This is a genomic window from Pantoea sp. UBA4549, from assembly GCF_002387285.1.
Lineage (GTDB): Bacteria > Pseudomonadota > Gammaproteobacteria > Enterobacterales > Enterobacteriaceae > Pantoea > Pantoea borealis.
Window position 1 is genome coordinate 12,817 of the sequence record NZ_DGLH01000015.1, and the last position, 19,671, is coordinate 32,487.

Genomic DNA, 19,671 nt, shown 5'->3' on the forward strand with positions numbered 1-19,671 from the left:
AAATGTTGATCAGGCCAGTTGTGTTGGCAGGCGGGAAAGGTACGAGACTGTGGCCGATGTCGCGCTCTCAACGCCCAAAACAGTTTCTGGCTCTGACTGGCGAACTCAGCCTATTCCAGATGACACTGAAACGGTTGTCTGACCCGAAGCGCTATTCCAAGCCGATCATTATAACGAACGCAGACTACCGGTTTCTGGTGGCGGAACAGGCACTGGAATGTGGCGTCGAACTTTCAGACGTTATTCTGGAACCGGTCGCCCGTAACACGGCGCCCGCCATTGCTGCTGCCGCGCTGATTGCTGCAAAAGATGAACCGACATTGATCCATGTCGTGGCGTCGGACCACAATATTGAGTTGGACGATGCCTATTTTCAGGCCGTTGATACGGCCAGCAATGCCGCTCGCATGGGCCGCCTTGCCACTTTTGGGATTACGCCGACTGAACCGGCGACTGGTTTCGGTTACATCGAAGCTGGCGAACTGGAAGAAAGCGGAGCCTGCGCGATCAAGCGTTTTGTAGAAAAGCCGAAAGAAGAAGTCGCCCGCGAGATGCTTGCGAAAGGTGGCTTCTACTGGAACTCGGGGATGTTCCTGTTCCGCTCGGATGTTTTCCTGGACGAATGCAAGCGCCATGCACCGTCAGTGTATGAGGCTGCGGAGGCTTCAGTTTCTGCTGCACATCGCGATCTCGACTTCGTCCGCTTGGATAGTTCAGAGTTCGAAAAGGCTCCCGATATTTCTGTCGATTATGCAATTTTCGAGAAAACAAAGCTCGCTTCGGTCGTCCCGTCACGGATCCGCTGGTCGGACCTCGGATCATGGGATGCTGTCTGGAAGGAAAGCAAACAGGATCAGGCGGGTAACGTTGCACGTGGACCGGTCAGTCTTCACAACACCAATAATTCACTGGTCTTGTCCGAAGGCGTCCATGTTGCGGTCAACGGTGTCGATGATCTGACGATTGTAGCCTCGGAAGATGCGCTCTATGTCGGCAAGCTCTCTGAAGCACAAGGTGTAGGCATGATCGTAAAGGCGCTGATGAAGCAGCCCGCCACGGCCAAGCTCGCCGAGGAACACCGAACTATTTATCGCCCATGGGGCGGGTATACTCACCTGCTTTCGGGTGATCGGTTTCAGGTAAAGCGTCTTTTCATTAAGCCGGGCAAACAGCTTTCTTTGCAAAAGCATCACCACCGTTCTGAGCATTGGGTGGTCGTGCGCGGCGTGGCTGAAATTGTAATCGATGACAAAAGTCTTTTCCTGTCGGAGAACGAATCCACTTACATCTCGCAGGGGGCAGTGCACCGAGTTTCGAATCCCGGGAAAATCTTGCTTGAACTGATTGAAGTTCAGACCGGAGCTTATTTGGGCGAGGATGATATCGTACGTTTTCAGGACGATTTCGGACGCGTTTGATCGTTTCAGTATTTTGTCATGAAGGCCAGACGATGAATGATGTGATAGGTAAACTTCAGGGGGAAGTGGAACGCTTGTCGTTGTGGTTACACAACGATGCTCTGCCTCTCTGGCTGTCTGCCGGTGTGGATGCACCGAGCAATGGTTTTTTTGAACGTGTGGCGCAAAACGGTGTCGCTACAGATGCGGACAATCGGCGTTCGCGTGTTCATCCGAGACAGATTTATTGTTTCGCAAAGGCTGGTGCCATGGGCTGGCCAGGCGCATGGGAGCAGACTGTCGAATCCGGAATAGACTATTATGATCGTGTTTACCGCCGGGAAGACGGATTTTACGGCAGTCTGGCCACTCAGAATGGCGAGATGATCGATCATACATTTGATCTCTACAATCAGGCATTCTCCGTTTTCGCCGCCGCACAGATCGCTGTATCCATCCCGCATCGGTTCGATGAGATGCGGCAACGGGCGCTCGGCCTGATGAATGCGCTGATTGCCGATTATCATCATCCACTTGGCGGCTTTGAGGAAGCCAACCCGCCTAAGTTGCCCTTGTGCTCCAATCCGCATATGCATTTGTTCGAGGCCATGCTTGCGTGGGAAGTAGTGGATCCGGGTACATCATTTTGGTCGACATATGCCGATGAGATCGCCAACCTTGCCCTCATGAAGTTCATCGATGGCAAGACTGGCGCTTTACGCGAATTCTTCGATCATGATTGGCGGCCATATCCGGGTGAAAAGGGTAGGGTGGTCGAGCCCGGTCATCAATTTGAATGGTCTTGGCTAATGGGCCAATGGGCTGATCGACGGCAGAACGGCGACGCATTGAAAGCCGCCAAACGCTTGTTCCAGGTTGCGATTGATTATGGCATTTGCGCGCAGCGCAAAGTCGCTATCATGAGCCTTTATGACGATTTTTCCATTCATGATAGTCTTGCACGGCTCTGGCCGCAGACTGAATGGATAAAATCTTCGCTGCTTTTCGCTTCTCTGAGTGAGGGAGAAGAACGGGCTTATTATCTGCAATCCGCCGTGCATGCCATGGATGCCTTACGACCTTTTCTCGACACGCCGATCAAAGGTTTATGGTACGACAAATGGCCGGAAGGCGGTTCGCTTCTCGATGAACCCGCTCCAGCCTCGACTTTTTATCATATTCTTTGCGCCTGCTATGAAGCGGAAAAAACGATATCAGCCCTTTAACGGGGGTGCATAGCAGCTTGAGAAGATGAACGATCAGATGTGCAGAGACGTGTATATCTGTAGTGGAGAAACATGCGAGTTCTGCATTTTTTTAAGACCTATTGGCCGGATACATTTGGCGGTATCGAGCGCACTATTCATGCCATTGTGAAGGGCTCTGCCGAACACGGCATCGCGTCGGATGTTTTGTCTCTGAGTGCTAAGCCGCAAGAAAATACGCGAAGCTTCGATGGTCACATGGCTTATAAAGCCAAACTCGATATCGAATTTGCTTCGACGGGGTTATCACGCGACGTGTTTTCGCGGTTCCGTGAATTAAGCAACAGGGCCGATATTATTCATTATCATTTCCCCTGGCCGATGAGCGATATCGTTCATGTGGGACTGCGTCCAGACAGGCCCACCATCGTGACCTATCATTCTGATATCGTAAAGCAGCGGCTGCTCCTGCAGCTCTATCGTCCCTTGATGAATCGCTTTCTGGGCAGTGTAGACAGGATCGTGGCTACGTCGCCCAATTACCTTGCCACCAGCGAGGTTTTGCAGCGTTTCAGAGATAAGACAACAGTTATACCGCTTGGTCTGGACGAAGCTGACTATCCTCGCGCTGCTGAAACCAGCAAAGCGCTCTGGCGTGAAAGGTTTCCTCGGCCCTTTTTCCTGTTTGTCGGTGTACTGCGTTATTACAAAGGATTGAGGACATTACTGGCAGCGGCGCGCAGTTCGAATGTCGATATAGTCATCGTGGGTGACGGCCCCATGAGGTCACAACTCATGGATTACGTGAAAGAGCACAGTCTTGCCCATGTTCATTTCGCGGGTGCATTGCCAGATTCCGATAAGACTGCCCTTCTCGAATTGAGTTCCGGTCTGGTCTTTCCGTCACATCTGCGATCCGAAGCATTCGGTTTGTCGCTGGTGGAAGCATCCATGTTCGGGAAACCTATGATTTCATGCGAAATTGGCACCGGAACAAGCTACGTTAATCAGAACGGGCAGACGGGAATCGTTGTGCCTCCGCAGGATCCAGAAGCATTGTCGAGAGCCATGCAGACAATTGCTAACGATGGAGAATTAGCGCGAACATTTGGATCGAATGCCAGAAAGCGTTATGTCGAACATTTCACGGCTGATAAAATGGCGCTAGAATATGTGAAGAATTATACATCTTTGGCGCGATAAGGTAAGGTTGTTACTACCCTCTGGACGAGATTTACTGGTGCCGTTTCCGATACCGTGTACCTTCATATAAATGAAGATAGTGATGGAGCGTAGATGAAAGGCATTATCCTAGCCGGTGGCAGTGGTACGCGTCTTTATCCCTTGACGATAGCCGTTTCGAAACAACTTCTTCCGATCTATGATAAGCCGATGATTTATTACCCGCTGAGCGTGCTCATGCTCGCGGGTATCAGGGATATTCTGATCATTTCGACGCCGCATGATTTGCCTCTTTTCCGGAAGCTGCTTGGGGATGGCAGCGAGTTCGGCATGAGTTTTTCTTTTGCGGAACAGCTTCAACCCAACGGTCTGGCGGAAGCTTTCATCATCGGTCGCGATTTTATCGGTAACGACAATGTGGCAATGATTCTGGGTGATAACATCTATTTCGGCGATGGTCTGTCCCATTTATGCGAAAGCGCTGCGGGCAATACCAAGGGCGGCTCGGTGTTTGCCTATCGGGTGGAAGATCCGCAGCGTTATGGCGTTGTCGAGTTCGACCGGGCTACAGGTAAGGCAATATCGATTGAGGAAAAACCTAGTCGACCGAAGTCCTCATGGGCAGTCACGGGGCTCTATTTTTACGATAATGATGTTGTGGATATTGCCGCTTCGCTCAAACCTTCTGCACGCGGTGAACTGGAAATTACGGCAGTCAACAATATCTACCTTCAGCGCGGAGATTTGACGGTCAGACAGTTAGGACGGGGTTATGCCTGGCTTGATACTGGCACGCATGAAAGCTTGCAGGACGCATCATCCTTTGTGCGCACAATCGAAAAACGGCAAGGTATCAAGATTGCTTGCCCCGAGGAAATCGGGTTCGAGAAGGGCTGGATCAATAGCGATGTTGTTCTTGAACGGGCGGAAAAACTTGGGCAGACCGAATATGCCGCCTATCTGCGTCGTCGTGTTGACGAAATTGGAAGCGAACGATGATCGCTCGTCCGTTGGAACTTGATGGTGTTCTGGAAATTATTCCGCGAAAAATTGGCGATGATCGCGGGTTCTTTTCGGAAGCCTATAATGCCAAATCGATTGGCAATGCTGGGATCAATCTACACTTCGTGCAGGATAATCATTCGTTTTCTGTAGCGAAAGGCGTTCTGCGTGGTCTTCATTATCAGTTGCCGCCCCATACGCAGGACAAGTTGGTGCGTGTGATGCGAGGAGCTATCCTCGATGTGGCGGTCGACATTCGCAAAAGCTCTCCGACTTTTGGTAAGTGGGTTTCATTGGAAGTCTCGGAAAAAAAGTGGAACCAGATTCTGGTGCCGAAAGGTTTCGCACATGGCTTCATAACGCTCGTTGAGAATACTGAGGTTATCTACAAGGTTACTGACTATTATGCGCCTGCGCATGATCGCACGATAAGATTCGATGATCCGGCTATTGGCATTGATTGGCCTATATCGCCTTCAGAAGTTCAACTCTCGGAGAAGGATCGGAACGCACCTCTTCTGGCCGACGCAGAAGTTTTTGCTTGAGGAATGATATGAACATTCTTGTTACGGGCGGTGCAGGTTTCATCGGTTCGGCAGTGTGCCGCCACCTGGCCGCTGATCCCAAGGTCAATGTCGTCAATTTGGATAAGCTGACTTATGCGGGCAATCTGGCCTCGCTACGCCAGATTGAAAATCATCCGAACTACAGCTTCCTTCAGGCTGATATTTGTGACGACACAAGCGCTCTAGAAGCTTTGCGCACCAACGAGATTGATGTAGTCATGCATTTGGCTGCGGAGAGCCACGTTGACCGTTCCATCGACGGTCCTGCGGCGTTCATCGAAACCAATATTATCGGCACGTTCCGTCTGCTTAATGCGGCGCTCAGCTATTGGCGCGAACTGCCGGAACCGCGCAAGTCGAACTTCCGCTTCCACCATATCTCAACCGATGAAGTGTTCGGCGATCTGCCGTTCGACAGCGGGATATTCACGGAAGAAACGCCCTATAAGCCGTCGTCGCCCTATTCGGCTTCGAAGGCTGCGTCGGATCATCTGGTGCGCGCATGGCACGAGACCTATGGTTTGCCGGTCGTTCTCTCGAATTGCTCGAACAATTACGGTCCGTTCCATTTCCCGGAAAAGCTCATTCCGCTGGTGATTCTCAACGCGCTCGATGAAAAGCCGCTGCCCGTTTACGGGGCAGGGACGAATGTCCGCGACTGGCTCTATGTCGAAGATCACGCCCGCGCGCTGGCGTTGGTGGCGACGACCGGTAAAATCGGCGAAAGCTACAATATTGGCGGACGTTCAGAACGAAACAATCTCAATGTCGTGGAAACGATCTGTACCATTCTCGATAAGAAACGGCCCCGTGCAAACGGTAAGAGCTATGGAGACCTGATCACGTTCGTAACGGATCGACCGGGTCATGACCGTCGCTATGCTATTGACGCTTCGAAGATTGAGCGTGAACTTGGTTGGAAGCCGCACGAGACATTTGAAACTGGGCTTGAAAAGACCATCCAGTGGTATCTCGACAATGCTTGGTGGTGGGAGCCCATCCGTAGCGGTACTTATGCTGGCGAACGGCTCGGTGGCACGTCGAGCGAAGAGGCCAAGACATGAAAATCGTCGTCACCGGGCGGGAAGGGCAGGTTGTCCAGAGCCTTCTTGAGAAGGCATCTCAACGTCCCGATCTGCAAGTGATCGCACTTGGTCGCCCAGAACTGGATCTGGCCAAACCGGAGTCCGTGCGCAATGCTATTCAAGCAGTCAAGCCGGACATTGTTGTCTCCGCTGCCGCCTACACAGCGGTGGATCTGGCTGAAGATGAACCAGAACTTGCTTTTGCGGTGAATGCATCTGGCGCTGAAGCAGTTGCCGACGCGGCGAAAAACTGTAGCGTTCCCGTCATCCATCTGTCGACGGATTATGTTTTTGCAGGCGACGCTGACAAACCATACGTCGAAACGGATATCACTGGACCTCGCAGTGTCTATGGAAGCTCCAAGCTTGAGGGTGAGCGTCTGGTTGCACAAGCCAATCCTCAGCACATCGTTTTAAGAACGGCTTGGGTTTACAGTCCCTTCGGCAAAAATTTCGTCAAGGCGATGCTGAAGCTCGCTGAAACCCGCGATGCTCTCTCGGTGGTTTCTGACCAATGGGGTAACCCGACCAGTGCGCTCAACATCGCTGATGCAATTATTCAGGTGGCTGATCATTTGGCAGCAATCCCCGACTTTTCCGCTTATGGCGTTTATCATCTGGCTGGTACGGGTGACACGAACTGGAGTGGCTTTGCACGCGCCATATTCAGTGACAGTGCCAAGCTTGGCGGGCCGACCGCGACCGTTACGGATATCGCGACAGCCGATTATCCGACCAAAGCTGCGCGTCCTGCCAACTCACGCCTGTCGACTGCGAAATTCCAGGAGGTGTTCAACCGGTCTGCACCGCATTGGCAATTGTCACTACGGGATGTTGTAGCCAGACTGGTTTAGCGTCTCTGACGGAAATAATTTCCGCCTATGTCTGCCCCTTGACGCCGTGCACCAACTGTAGCACAAACCTATGACACATTCGGCGATTGTGAAAAATGATTTATTGAAATCATTGAGGAATTTGACTTGGCTGGGAATCCAGGCGTCCCGGTGGGCAAGATCACGCGGCCCATTTCAGTACTTAAGAGCGCGTCAATTCCATCGCGATTAGAACAACGTGCCAAACTCCACAGCAATTATTAACGCAGACTGCGTTAAGGATTTGAAATTGCCTGCCTATACGGATTATGACCCACAATAAGGTGCATATGATTGCACCATTGTGGGGATCATAGTTTTCAGGTTCACGTTATAAGATGATAAAACTTTTGAGCTGGGGGCGCTTGCGGGCGTTACTTCTTTGATATTGGAAAAGAACTGGCGGAAAGCATGAGCGGCACATCCCTTAAATTTGGCACAAGCGGTCTGAGGGGATTGGCGAACGAACTGAATGGTTTGCCCGCTTATGCCTATTCTCTTGCTTTCGTTGAAATGCTGTCGAAAGCCGGAAAGCTGCAGAAGGGCGACGAGGTCTTCGTCGGTCGCGACCTTCGCCCGTCCAGTCCGGCTATTGCAGCACTTTGCATGGCGGCGAGCGAGGATGCGGGGTTTCAGCCGGTCGATTGCGGTGTTTTGCCAACCCCGGCATTGAGCCACTTTGCGATTTCGCAGCAAGCGCCATGCATCATGGTTACAGGTAGCCATATTCCGGACGACCGCAACGGGCTTAAATTCTATCGCAACGACGGAGAAATCGACAAGAATGACGAGAGCGCCATCAGTGCGGTCTATACCGCTCTGCCGGAAAATCTTGCCTTTCGTCATCTGCATGATGTTCCCCTTAGCCGCGATGCAATCGACCGCTATGTGAAGCGTTATGTTGATTTTGTCGGACTTGAGAGCCTTCGCGGCTTGCGCGTCGGGGTCTATCAGCATTCGTCTGTGGCGCGTGATCTCATTATCCGTATCCTCACCGAGCTTGGCGCAGAAGCCGTACCGCTCGGTCGATCCGATGTATTTGTGCCTGTCGACACGGAAGCTTTGCGCTCCGAGGATATCGAACTTCTCGACCAGTGGGCGAAGGAAAGCCGCTTTGACGCCATTGTTTCCACGGATGGTGATGCCGACCGCCCGTTGATCGCGGATGAGAAGGGCCGCTTCGTGCGTGGTGATCTGGTGGGAGCGATCACTGCCGACTGGCTTGGCGTCAAAATGATCGTGACGCCGGTTACATCCAACTCCGCTCTTGAAGAAAATTTCGAGCGCGTCATCAGAACACGGGTGGGGTCGCCCTATGTCATCGGAGGCATGGCGCAGGCCATCGCCTCGGGTATATCGGCGGTGGTCGGCTTTGAGGCCAATGGCGGTGTGTTGCTGGGCACGGATATCAGCCGGGACAATCGCATATTGACTGCGCTTTCGACCCGCGATGCGTTGCTGCCAATTCTCAGCAGTCTTGGTTCCGTCAAGGAGCTTGGCAAGCCATTGTCCGAAATCGCAGCCCGCTTCCATTTCCGTGTTGCTCTCAGCGACAGGTTGCAGAACGTCCCGCAGGAAAAGAGCCTCGCATTTCTGTCCCTGTTGAAGAATGAGGCGACGCGAAGTGCACTGTTTCAGATGGACGATCCGATTGTCCGCTCCGAAACGATTGACGGCGTGAAACTCTTCTTCCATTCCGGTAATGCAATTCATTATCGCGCTTCCGGCAATGCTCCGGAACTGCGATGCTATGTGGAAGCTTCAGACGAGAGCCAGGCCGAGACGCTTCTGGAAACGGGACTTGCTATCGCCCGCAACGCAACGAAGGACAACTGAGCAATGAGCTTTATTCCTGTCATTATCAGCGGCGGTTCCGGTTCCAGATTGTGGCCGCTTTCGCGCGATGCGCATCCGAAGCCGTTCATCGAACTGCCCGATGGCAGCACCTTGATTGGCAAGACCTACAAGCGCGCGGCCCAGCTCGACGGTGTGGACCATATCCTCACCGTGACCAACCGCGACTTCCTGTTCCTGACGCTCGATGCCTATGCCGATGCCAAGGCGCCCAAGGTCGATAATGTGTTTCTGCTGGAGCCGCTCGGGCGCGATACGGCGCCTGCTGTGGCGGTTGCGGCTCTGCATGCTGCGGCGACTTACGGCCCGGACGCGACATTGCTTGTCATGCCCGCCGACCACCTGATCGAGGATGAGACTGCTTTTGCCGAGGCTGTGACAAAGGCCCGCCAGCTTGCTGAAACGGGGCGCATTGTCACTTTCGGTATTGTGCCCGATCATCCGGAAACCGGCTTTGGCTATATTGAAGCCGAAGGTACGGATGTGCTGCGTTTTGTTGAAAAGCCTGATGCCGAGACCGCGCAAACCTATGTTGAGAGCGGTCGATATTTCTGGAACTCCGGCATGTTCTGTTTCACGGCCGGAACCATGCTTGCAGCAATGCAGCATTTTGCGCCGGAAATCTTCAATGCCGTGCAGGCTTCGCTTGAACATGCCCGGCGCGGCGTCAACGGTGAGACCAAGACCATCGAAATCGCAAAGGACGATTTTGCGACTGCTCCTGCGATTTCCATCGATTACGCGATCATGGAAAAGGCCGACAACATTGCCTGCATTCCAGTGTCCTGCGGCTGGTCCGATATTGGTTCCTGGGCGGCGATGGCCGATCTCGTCGCGCCGGATGACGACGGCAACCGTCTGCGCGGTGAGACGGTTATCGAAGACACGACCGACAGCTTTGTCTTGTCCGAAACCCGGCTGGTCAGCCTTGTCGGCGTTCACGATCTGCTTGTCGTGGACACGCCTGATGCGTTGCTCGTAGCTCATCGTGACAAGGCGCAGGAAGTGCGCAAGGTCTTCAACAAGCTGCGGGCAAGCGGCCATGAAGCAGCCAAGCTTCATCGCACGGCCCATCGCCCATGGGGTACTTATACGGTTCTTGAGGAGGGCGACGGCTTCAAGATCAAGCGGATCGAAGTGAAGCCGGGGCGTCGCCTGAGCTTGCAGGCGCATCACCACCGCTCCGAACACTGGATCGTCGTTTCTGGAACCGCAAAGGTCACCAATGGCGACCGCGAGATTCTGCTCACGACCAACCAGTCGACCTATATTCCTTGTGGTTTCCGCCACCGGCTGGAAAATCCGGGCATTCTGCCGCTCGTGCTTATCGAGGTGCAAAGCGGCGAATATCTGGGCGAAGACGACATCGTGCGTTTCGATGATGTCTATGGCCGCACATAGGGCCGTCTAGCCGGTAGGGAATAGAAGCGGGCCGAATTTATTCGGGAACCATTCGCCATCGCGGATGTTTGCCTTAACATGCCCAGCAAGGAACAGGACCCGGCAACCGATCAGATCGGTATGCCGGTCATCGACTTTCAAAAACACGCCCTTTTCTTCGATGTGGACGGAACTCTGCTCGATATCGCCGCCAGTCCGGATGGCGTTATCGTTCCAGTTGGTCTGCAAAAATCGCTTTCGTCCATTTCGGCGCGGCTGTCTGGCGCAATGGCGCTGGTCACCGGCAGGACGATTGCGTTTATCGAGGAACGCCTTCCCGATTATACCGGCCCAATAGCTGCGCTGCACGGTGCCGAGTTCCGGCACGCATCCGGGCTCGTCGAACGGATCGAGCCGGATGAGCATTTTCTGATTGCCAAGGATTTTCTGCGTCAGGCTGCATTGCGTGTCAGCGGCTTTCTTGCCGAAGACAAGGGGAGCGCGGTGGCGCTTCATTATCGCGCCGCGCCTGAAAAAGCCGATCTGGTGCATGATCTCGTCGGTAAGGCATTGAAGCTCGCCGGGCCGGACTGGGTCGTGCAGTCGGGCAAGATGGTTTTCGAGTTGCGCCCGGCGATCAGCGACAAGGGCGTGGCCTTGCGCCGTTTCATGAAGGAAGAGCCGTTTGCGGGGAGGGCGCCGATCGCTTTCGGCGACGATCTGACAGATTTATCGATGCTTGAGGCTGCAGACGAACTGGATGGCACTGCGGTCGTGATCGGTCGTGCAATCGACCGTCCGGGCGCCACGCGGTTGGCGAACCCGGCAGAGCTTCGCCTCTGGCTATCCCGCCTTTGTGGCGATGAACAAGCAAAACAATGAGAGGATTTGATATATGGGTCGGCTGATCGTGGTTTCCAATCGTGTTCCCTTGCCCGACGAACAGGGCAAGGCCCCTGCGGGTGGGCTGGCGGTGGCATTGCAGGCTGCGCTCAGCGAACGCGGTGGCATATGGCTCGGTTGGTCCGGCAAGACCCTTCCCAATCGCCAGGCGCAGGAACTGGCGATCCGCGATGTGGGGCCCATTCGCTACGCGCTGCTCGATCTCCACAAGAAGGATATCGACGAATATTATGCAGGTTTCGCCAACCGCATGCTCTGGCCGCTCTGTCACTATCGCCTAGATCTGATCGATTACACGCGCAAGGACATGGCCGGGTATTTCCGGGTCAACCGCCTGTTTGCAAAGCATCTTCTGCCGATGATCGAGCCGGATGATGTGATCTGGGTCCATGACTATCATCTCATTCCGCTGGCGGCCGAACTGCGCAATCTCGGTGTCACCAACCGTATCGGCTTCTTCCTGCATATTCCCTGGCCGCCTGCCGATATCCTGTTCACGCTGCCCGTGCATGAGACTATCATGCGCGGCCTCGCATCCTATGATGTGGTGGGCTTCCAGACCGAGAACGATGTCGATAACTTCATCGGCTGCCTGCGACGAGAGAAGATAGGCAAGCCGCTCAATGATGACGGATTGTTCGAAGCGTTCGGGCACCAGTTTCGTGCCGAGCGCTTCGGTATCGGTATCGAGACGGCATCCTTCGCGAAGATAGCCGATAAGGCGCAACGTCATTCAACCGTAAAGCGCATGCGTGACAGCATGCTTGATCGCGATCTAATCATCGGCGTCGACCGGCTCGATTATTCCAAAGGTATCACCAATCGCATGGAGGCTTTCGAACATTTCCTGAAGGTCGATCCCGGCAATCGCGGCAAGGTCACCTTTTTGCAGGTCACGCCGAAATCCCGCTCCGAAGTGCCGGAATACAAGGATATGCAACGCGCCGTGGCAGAACTGGCCGGACGGGTAAACGGTGCAAACGCTACGGTCGACTGGACGCCGATACGCTATATCAACCGTTCCCTGAACCGCGAGGTGCTGGCCGGGCTTTACCGGCTGGCGGCTGTCGGACTGGTCACGCCGCTGCGTGACGGGATGAACCTTGTCGCCAAGGAATATGTTGCGGCACAGGACCCTGAAAATCCCGGCGTGCTGGTGCTGTCCCGTTTTGCGGGTGCCGCGCAGGAACTCGACGGTGCGCTTCTGGTCAACCCCTATGACACTGAGGCGATGGCCTATGCCATGGCCCGCGCGCTTGCCATGCCGCTTGCCGAACGCAAGGAACGGTTTGAAAGCATGATGGCCTTTCTGAGCACGCATGACGTCAATCGTTGGTGCGACGACTTCCTGAACCGTCTTTCTCCCGGTTGAGAAACAAAAGGCTAATGCATGTCTCCCAAAAGTGCGAAGCGGTTTTCGGAACGAGATGCGCGAAAAAACAAACATTAGAGCGCATCCCGAAACCAATTCCTACTTTCGGGAAACATGCTCCGGCTCACGGCTTGTCGACGCTGCGTTTGGCGGCTTCTTCCGAAACGTGGATCGTATAGTCGAAATTGGCTGAATCCGACGATAGCAAAGCCGCGTCGGATTCGCGGGCATCTTTGGGCGACATGCCGAAACGGACCTTGAAAGCCTTGGTAAATTGCGTGCCGTCATGAAAGCCGCAGCGATAGGCGATTTCCTTGAGCGAGACGTGGCGGCCACGTTCGTCGACAAGGATGCGATAAGCACGATCCAGCCGTTTGTCACGGATAATCCTGGCCACGCCGCCGTCCATATCAAGCGCCCGGTAAAGACGCGATCGGGAGATGCGCAGGCTCTTGATGATGAGATGCGGTCCAAGCGACGGGTTGGAAAGGTTCTCGTTTATATAGGCGAGGATGTGCTTGCGCATGGGCAGATTGGCTGGAAGGGCTTCGACTGCACCGCCTTCGGTGCCGTTGATGGTGGCGCCGAGCAATATGAACATTGCATCTTGCGCGGATTGCGCCTCGATCCTGTCGAGATCGCCGTTCAACGATTGCAGACTGCGTAGATAATTGAACAGCAGACGCGTCATGGGCGCGTCTGCCAGCATGACGAGGCCGTGCAGGTTGCGCCAGCCTACGATCTTTTCCAATTCGTCGCGCGGTATCATCACGGTGATGCGAGAGCCGCCGGATGCCCGGCTTTCAACGGTCTGCGTCAGGTCGATGATAACGATATCGCCCTGTTTCGCCTTGACATCGACCCCGTTGAAATCTCCGTGCAGATCGCCACCGGTGATAAGCTGCAGGATATATTGGTTGAGCCCGCCCTGGGCGATGAGCTTTGGGGCGCGTGAGTAGTTTTGTGAATTGAACGAGGTCGCTCCAATCTGGATGGAACCGATGGAACGCGCGACAATTGATCCCGAAAACTGGTAATCATCATCTTCGCCCGTGATCTCGTATACGGGCTTAAGGACAGCGCGCCAGAATGCATTGCGCAGCTTATCCTCTATTGTGTCGGTCGAAATTGAAGTCTCGTTATTCATTACTAACCGTTCAGCCCAAGGTCATGGCCATTGATATGAGAGTGAATTATGCATGAAAAATCAATACTGCGTTAGTTAATAGTGATATTATTTATTATCTTGACCAATAAATCTGAGTTTCATTCTTATTATCTGTAAATAGATTTGTCGATACGGTTTTGAGAATTACGGTATAATTAGTTATTGGTCTATAATTAGAATCTAATATAAATATATGGTCGCTCTATACTCAGATTTCAGCTTCCGTTGACGGGCTGAAAAGCCAAGACGTGGCGACCGAACAAACAGGCCTGCTCCGTGCCATTTATGCGCTGCGTTTTGCCAGATGATCGGGCATAAGCTGCCATTGAATCTGGCCAGCTTCGAGCCGATATTTATATTTGTTTGAAAAGTGTTGCGATATGAAACTGTTTTATACCGCTTTGGCGCTTGCCCTGATTAGCTGCACGAGTGTTGCGACAGCTGCCGGATTGAACGGTACGCTCGGGACCGAGTGCCGACGCATCCCCATTCAGGGGACCGGCTCTTCCGATACAGTGACGAGGCCGTCCTGGGCCATGCCTCTATGGAATTCGCCGTCAGTTCCCGCCAGTCAACGGTCGCAGCGTGCCATTGTCTATCCGCAGGCAGTGCCGTCGCCACAGCTTTACCGCTATGACTGTACGCAGACGCCCGCAGAACCAACTTCAATTCCGCGGGCCGATTACAGCGGTCAATAAGGGCTGTCGACCTTGCCCATCTCGACATAGACAGTCTTGATCTGGCTGTAATGGGCGAGCGCGGCAATACCGTTCTCGCGTCCGATGCCAGATTGCTTATAGCCGCCGAACGGTACTTCCACTGGCGTCAGGTTATAAGCATTGATCCAGCAGGTCCCGGCCTTGATCTGGCTGATTACGCGATGGCCCCGTGCTATGTCGGAGGTGAACACACCCGCCGCCAGACCGAACTCGGTATCGTTGGCGCGTGCGATTACTTCGTCCTCGTCGGAGAATTCCAGAACGCTCATCACCGGACCGAAGATTTCCTCGCGAGCGATGGTCATGCCGTCGGTCACATCCGTGAAGACGGTAGGCTCGATGAAAAAGCCTTTGTCGAAGCCTTGCAGTTTCGGCACGCCACCGCCGCAGGCAAGCTTCGCCCCTTCTGCCTTACCCTTTTCGATATAGGACAGCACCTTGTCGCGCTGTGCACTGTTGACTAGTGGCCCCATCTGGGTTGCTTCATCCAGCGGATCGCCAATGCGAATCTTGCGTGTACGTTCGACCAGCCGTTCGACAAAACGTTCGCGCACCTTCTTGTGAACGAAGACGCGGGTGCCGTTCGAACAGACCTGCCCGGTCGAATAGAAGTTACCGAGCATCGCGCCGCCGATAGCGCTTTCAAGGTCGGCGTCATCGAACACGATGATCGGCGACTTGCCACCAAGCTCCATGGTGACGTGCTTCAGGTGTTCGCCTGCCTGCGCCATGATGCGCTGGCCTGTCGGCACAGAACCAGTCAGTGAAACTTTGGCCGTCAAGCGATGATTGACGAGTGCGGCGCCGACATCGCCGAAGCCCTGCACGACATTGAATAATCCATCGGGAAGGCCCGCTTCCTTGTATGCTTCCGCCAATGCAAGCGCTGAAAGCGGCGTGTTTTCTGACGGCTTGAAGATGAAGGCATTCCCCATCGCGAGTGCAGGCGCGGATTTCCACGCGGCGATCTGGATCGGATAATTCCATGCGCCGATACCGACGCAGATGCCGAGCGCTTCGCGGCGCGTATAGGCGAACGAACCGCCAAGCTCCACGAACTCGCCGTTGAAGCCTGAAATGATGCCGCCGAAAAATTCCAGTGCATCCGCGGCCGAAGCTGCATCCGCCACCAGCGTTTCCTGAAGCGCCTTGCCGGTATCAAGCGTTTCGAGCTTCGACAGCTTCTTGTTCTTTTCGCGCAGGATTTCTGCAGTGCGGCGCAGGATGCGTCCGCGTTCGACGGGCTTAAGCGCAGCCCATTCGCCTTGCGCTTTCAGCGCTGCTGCATAAGCCGCCTCGATCACATCGGGTGTCGCCGAATATAGCTTGGCAATTTCCTCGCCGGTTGCTGGATAGATGACCGGCAACGGCTTGCCCGCCTTGTCTTCCATGAATGCGCCGCCGATGAAATGCGAGGCTTTGGGTTGTGCTTTCATTGTTATCCCTTAAATTTTATCAGCGGTCGGAAACTTGCCAGCGCGGATTGATCCAAGGCTCCTGATTGGAGCACGCCAGCGGCGTACGGCCGAGAATATGATCGGAAGCCTTTTCGCCGACCATGATCGACGGGCCGTTGAGATTGCCGTTGGTGATGCGCGGGAAGATGGATGAATCCGCAACGCGCAGGCCTTCGACACCGATCACCCGGCATTCAGCATCAACGACTGCCATTGGATCGTCAACCGCACCCATCTTGCAAGTTCCGCACGGATGGAAGGCGCTCTCGACATGCTCGCGGATGAAATTATCGATTTCATCGTCGCTCTGAACATGCGCACCGGGCTGGATTTCCGCGCCACGATAAGCATCAAATGCGGCCTGTCCGAAGATTTCACGGGTCAGTCGCACACAATGGCGGAAGTCGGCCCAGTCGTCTTCATGCGACATATAATTGAACTTGATGACAGGCTTTTCACGTGGATTGGCCGAGCGAAGCGTCACGCTGCCACGCGATTTCGACCGCATCGGGCCGACATGGGCTTGAAAGCCGTGCGACTGCGCTGCCGCCTTGCCGTCATAGCGGATGGCGACCGGTAGGAAGTGATACTGGATATCTGGATATTCCACACCAGCTTTCGAGCGCAGGAATGCTGCGGATTCGAAATGGTTGGTGGCACCGTCGCCGGTCTTGAAGAACAGCCATTCCGCACCGATCTTCGCTTTCGAAAACAGGTTCAGTTTGGAGTAGAGCGTGATTGGCTGTGTGCATTCCTGCTGGATATAGACTTCCAGATGGTCCTGCAGGTTCTGGCCTACGCCGGGGCGATCGGCGACCACTTCAATTCCGTGTTCTTTCAGTTGTGCGGCAGGGCCAATGCCAGAGAGCATCAGGAGCTTCGGCGAATTGATCGACGAGGCGGCAATGATGACTTCACGCCGCGCGCGGATGGTCGAAAAACTGCGGCCCGCCTCGATTTCCACGCCGACGGCACGCTTGCCTTCCAGCACGATCTTGCGTGCAAGGCCCTTGACCAGCTTGACATTCGGGCGCTTGAGAGCCGGTTTCAGATAAGCATTGGCGGCAGACCAGCGACGACCGTTGTGGATCGTCTGCTCCATCGGGCCGAAGCCTTCCTGCTTCTCGCCATTATAGTCTTCGGTGACTTCAAAGCCCGCTTCGTGGCCAGCCTCTACAAAGGCATGGAACAGGGGATTGTCGCGTTTGCCGCGCTGGATATAAAGCGGGCCATTGATGCCGCGCCAGCCTTCCTGGCCACCGCTCGAATTTTCCATCCGCTTGAAATAGGGGAGAACATCGGCATAGGCCCAGCCGCGCGCACCGCTTTCCGACCAGTGGTCATAGTCGCGGGCATGGCCGCGCACATAGACCATGCCATTGATGGAGGACGAGCCGCCCAGCACCTTGCCGCGCGGCGTCACAAGGCTGCGCCCGCCAATATGCGGTTCCGGTTCTGTAGAAAAGCCCCAGTCATAGGTTTCCATATTCATGGGGAAGGAGAGGGCAGCCGGCATCTGGATCAGCGGGCCAACGTCTGGAACGCCATATTCGATGACGATCACCGAATAGCGACCGTCTTCAGACAGGCGATAGGCCATGGCCGATCCGGCGGAGCCGGAGCCGATGATGACGAAATCCGCTTCCATACTCATTTCTCCCCCATAAGCTGAACCGCGATGTAATCTTCCACCAGCGCAATGGCTGAGGCAGCATTGGGCGCATCGGCGCCAAGTGCGTGACGAATGTAGAGGCCGTCGATCATGGCACCTGCACCCTCGGCAATGCGGCTGGCCCGCTCGCGCGATGTCAGCTGTTCAAGCGCGAAAACGAGGTTCGAATGCAGGCGGCGTGCATAGATGCGCAGGAGCCGGCGCGTATCCTCCGACTGCTGCGCATGCACATAGAAGGTAAGCCAGGCGGCAATGGTTTCCTGGGTGAACTGTGATGCGGAAAAATTGACCGCAATGATGGCTGCGATACGTTCCTGCGGTGTCTCGGTCCGTCCGATGGCGGCGTTGAGGTCCTGTCCCAGTTCGCGCAGCAGATGGCGCATCGTGGCGAGAATGAGCTTGTCCTTGCCGCCGAAATAATGATGCGCGAGCGCAGGCGAAACGCCCGCCTCATGCGCGATCTGCGCGACGGTCACGTCCAGCGAACCTCGCTGGCCGATAGTACGAATGGCGGCATCGATTAGTTCGCGCCGCCGCAAGGGCTCCATCCCGATCTTGGGCATAATCTTGGTCCGTTTTCAGGCTAACGAGCGGCCAGTTTAACGTTGATTGACTCATCAATCAATAAAAACCAGATATGCAAATCATGCATTTACCGTCGTAGCAGCGGGTGGACTGCATGACAGGGAGGCTTGTCGGGGAGGTGCCGACTGCTTACATTCAACTGATGAGCAGAGCTTTCACCAAAGAACAGGACGATGCGCCGACCGACCTCGGCGAGCGTCCGGTCAGCCCGCATCGCAATCTCGTCACGCCAGCTGGCCTGAAGATGATCGAGGATGAAATCGCCCGGCTGCAGCGCGAGCTGGCGGACGCCAATGTCGCGGGCGAGCGTTCGGCGATTGCGCGTATCTCACGTGATCTGCGTTACTGGGTGGCGCGGCGTGAAAATGCCGAGGTTTCCGTTCCCGCTCCCGACAGTGATGTCGTGCGTTTCGGCATGACGGTAGATCTGGAAAATCTGGACGACGGCAAGGTTCGCCGCTGGACCATCGTGGGCGAGGATGAGGCTGACCCGTCAAACGGCAAGATTTCCCATGTCGCACCCGTTGCCATTCTGCTGTTCGGCAAGCCGGTCGGCGATGTCGTGAAAATCAATAATGTCGAGTGGGAAATCGTGTCGCTGAGGATTGTTTAGTCTTCGTCTATAGCGACGGTATGGTCACGGAAAAACGCTGCTGCGCCGGTTTCATCGATTTCACTCGTTGAAACCATCAGGACGAGTTGGATAATGTCTTCCTGTTCGGCCTCAAGACTGAAACCATTGAAATAAAGAAACAAGTCGGCGGCAGCCAGCCCTGTTCTCTTGTTGCCGTCCACGAAGGGGTGGTTTTTCAGCACACCGAACAGATAGGCCGCCGCCAGGTCGAAAATATCCGGATCGCCATAGGCTTCCTTTTGCAGCGGACGCGCAAGTGCTGAATCAAGCAAGCCGTTATCGCGAATGCCGGTTGCACCACCATGCAGACGCAACTGCTCCTGATGCAGCGCTTCTATGAAAGCCCGTGAATGGAAGTCGATCATTGAGCGAGCACGCGATAAGCGGTCTCATATTTTTTCATCCGCTCGCGGGCGATCTTCATTTTCTTCTCTAAGATTTCCGGGTCTTCCGTGCTCCTGGTCAGTCTCAGCCCATCCTTGTCTGCGGTCAGGACCAGAGTGTCGCCAGTTTGCACGTTCAACTGCTCCAGCATTTCCTTCGGGATGATCACACCGTCGGAATTGCCGATTTTGCGCAGGGTTACGTTCATGGCTTTTCTCCTATGTTATAACGCAT

18 protein-coding genes are annotated in these 19,671 nt (G+C 54.7%); 12 read left to right on the forward strand and 6 right to left on the reverse strand.

Translation table 11 applies throughout. The annotated features are described in order from the left end of the window. Positions 1-2 precede the first annotated feature (2 nt). The 11 genes from B3041_RS14110 to otsA all read left to right on the forward strand — a co-directional run bounded on the left by B3041_RS14110 (position 3) and on the right by otsA (position 12,818). Complete coding sequence (locus B3041_RS14110; protein ID WP_292976568.1) at positions 3-1,418, forward strand: mannose-1-phosphate guanylyltransferase/mannose-6-phosphate isomerase; 1,416 nt, start codon at positions 3-5, stop codon at positions 1,416-1,418. Between the two features lie 32 nt (positions 1,419-1,450). Further along, entirely contained in the window at positions 1,451-2,623 is a 1,173-nt protein-coding gene (locus B3041_RS14115) for an AGE family epimerase/isomerase (protein WP_258124697.1), read from the forward strand. 72 nt (positions 2,624-2,695) lie between these two features. Next, positions 2,696-3,805, forward strand: a complete 1,110-nt coding sequence (locus tag B3041_RS14120; RefSeq protein ID WP_258124698.1) for a glycosyltransferase family 4 protein — start codon at positions 2,696-2,698, stop codon at positions 3,803-3,805. Between the two features lie 93 nt (positions 3,806-3,898). Beyond that, complete coding sequence (rfbA, locus tag B3041_RS14125; RefSeq protein WP_258124699.1) at positions 3,899-4,783, forward strand: glucose-1-phosphate thymidylyltransferase RfbA; 885 nt, start codon at positions 3,899-3,901, stop codon at positions 4,781-4,783. Then, the gene (gene rfbC, locus B3041_RS14130) at positions 4,780-5,331 is read left to right on the forward strand and encodes a dTDP-4-dehydrorhamnose 3,5-epimerase (protein WP_258124700.1); all 552 of its coding nucleotides are present in this window, start codon (positions 4,780-4,782) and stop codon (positions 5,329-5,331) included. Before rfbA ends, rfbC begins: the two co-directional genes overlap by 4 nt. Positions 5,332-5,339: 8 nt before the next feature. Then, positions 5,340-6,416, forward strand: coding sequence for a dTDP-glucose 4,6-dehydratase (gene rfbB, locus B3041_RS14135; protein WP_258124701.1), 1,077 nt, complete (start codon positions 5,340-5,342; stop codon positions 6,414-6,416). Continuing rightward, a complete protein-coding gene (rfbD, locus tag B3041_RS14140; RefSeq protein ID WP_258124702.1) occupies positions 6,413-7,291 on the forward strand; it encodes a dTDP-4-dehydrorhamnose reductase in 879 nt (292 codons plus the stop codon). The genes rfbB and rfbD overlap by 4 nt, the downstream gene beginning before the upstream one ends. A gap of 429 nt (positions 7,292-7,720) precedes the next feature. Further along, the gene (locus B3041_RS14145; RefSeq protein ID WP_151663376.1) at positions 7,721-9,145 is read left to right on the forward strand and encodes a phosphomannomutase; all 1,425 of its coding nucleotides are present in this window, start codon (positions 7,721-7,723) and stop codon (positions 9,143-9,145) included. A 3-nt stretch (positions 9,146-9,148) separates the two neighbouring features. Then, a complete protein-coding gene (locus B3041_RS14150) occupies positions 9,149-10,564 on the forward strand; it encodes a mannose-1-phosphate guanylyltransferase/mannose-6-phosphate isomerase (RefSeq protein WP_151663377.1) in 1,416 nt (471 codons plus the stop codon). 78 nt (positions 10,565-10,642) lie between these two features. Further along, a complete protein-coding gene (otsB, locus tag B3041_RS14155; RefSeq protein WP_151663378.1) occupies positions 10,643-11,425 on the forward strand; it encodes a trehalose-phosphatase in 783 nt (260 codons plus the stop codon). A 13-nt stretch (positions 11,426-11,438) separates the two neighbouring features. Further along, complete coding sequence (otsA, locus tag B3041_RS14160) at positions 11,439-12,818, forward strand: alpha,alpha-trehalose-phosphate synthase (UDP-forming) (RefSeq protein ID WP_151663379.1); 1,380 nt, start codon at positions 11,439-11,441, stop codon at positions 12,816-12,818. A 124-nt stretch (positions 12,819-12,942) separates the two neighbouring features. On the opposite strand, the gene B3041_RS14165 is transcribed toward otsA, so the two are convergent. The 4 genes from B3041_RS14165 to betI form a co-directional block, all read right to left on the reverse strand. Further along, positions 12,943-13,965, reverse strand: coding sequence for a helix-turn-helix domain-containing protein (locus tag B3041_RS14165; RefSeq protein ID WP_151663380.1), 1,023 nt, complete (start codon positions 13,963-13,965; stop codon positions 12,943-12,945). Positions 13,966-14,677: 712 nt separating this feature from the next. Further along, on the reverse strand, positions 14,678-16,141 hold the full coding sequence (betB, locus tag B3041_RS14170; protein ID WP_122241957.1) for a betaine-aldehyde dehydrogenase: 1,464 nt from the start codon (positions 16,139-16,141) through the stop codon (positions 14,678-14,680). Between the two features lie 19 nt (positions 16,142-16,160). Beyond that, a complete protein-coding gene (betA, locus tag B3041_RS14175) occupies positions 16,161-17,810 on the reverse strand; it encodes a choline dehydrogenase (protein WP_151663463.1) in 1,650 nt (549 codons plus the stop codon). A gap of 2 nt (positions 17,811-17,812) precedes the next feature. Further along, a complete protein-coding gene (gene betI, locus B3041_RS14180; RefSeq protein ID WP_043061636.1) occupies positions 17,813-18,397 on the reverse strand; it encodes a transcriptional regulator BetI in 585 nt (194 codons plus the stop codon). 116 nt (positions 18,398-18,513) lie between these two features. Between betI and B3041_RS14185 the strand changes: the two genes are divergently transcribed. After that, positions 18,514-19,032, forward strand: a complete 519-nt coding sequence (locus B3041_RS14185; RefSeq protein ID WP_292976003.1) for a GreA/GreB family elongation factor — start codon at positions 18,514-18,516, stop codon at positions 19,030-19,032. On the opposite strand, the gene B3041_RS14190 is transcribed toward B3041_RS14185, so the two are convergent. Together B3041_RS14190 and B3041_RS14195 are read right to left on the reverse strand one after the other, a co-directional pair. Then, on the reverse strand, positions 19,029-19,418 hold the full coding sequence (locus B3041_RS14190; RefSeq protein ID WP_151556509.1) for a type II toxin-antitoxin system death-on-curing family toxin: 390 nt from the start codon (positions 19,416-19,418) through the stop codon (positions 19,029-19,031). The genes B3041_RS14185 and B3041_RS14190 overlap by 4 nt on opposite strands. Then, complete coding sequence (locus B3041_RS14195) at positions 19,415-19,645, reverse strand: AbrB/MazE/SpoVT family DNA-binding domain-containing protein (protein ID WP_151556508.1); 231 nt, start codon at positions 19,643-19,645, stop codon at positions 19,415-19,417. The genes B3041_RS14190 and B3041_RS14195 overlap by 4 nt, the downstream gene beginning before the upstream one ends. Positions 19,646-19,671 lie beyond the last annotated feature (26 nt).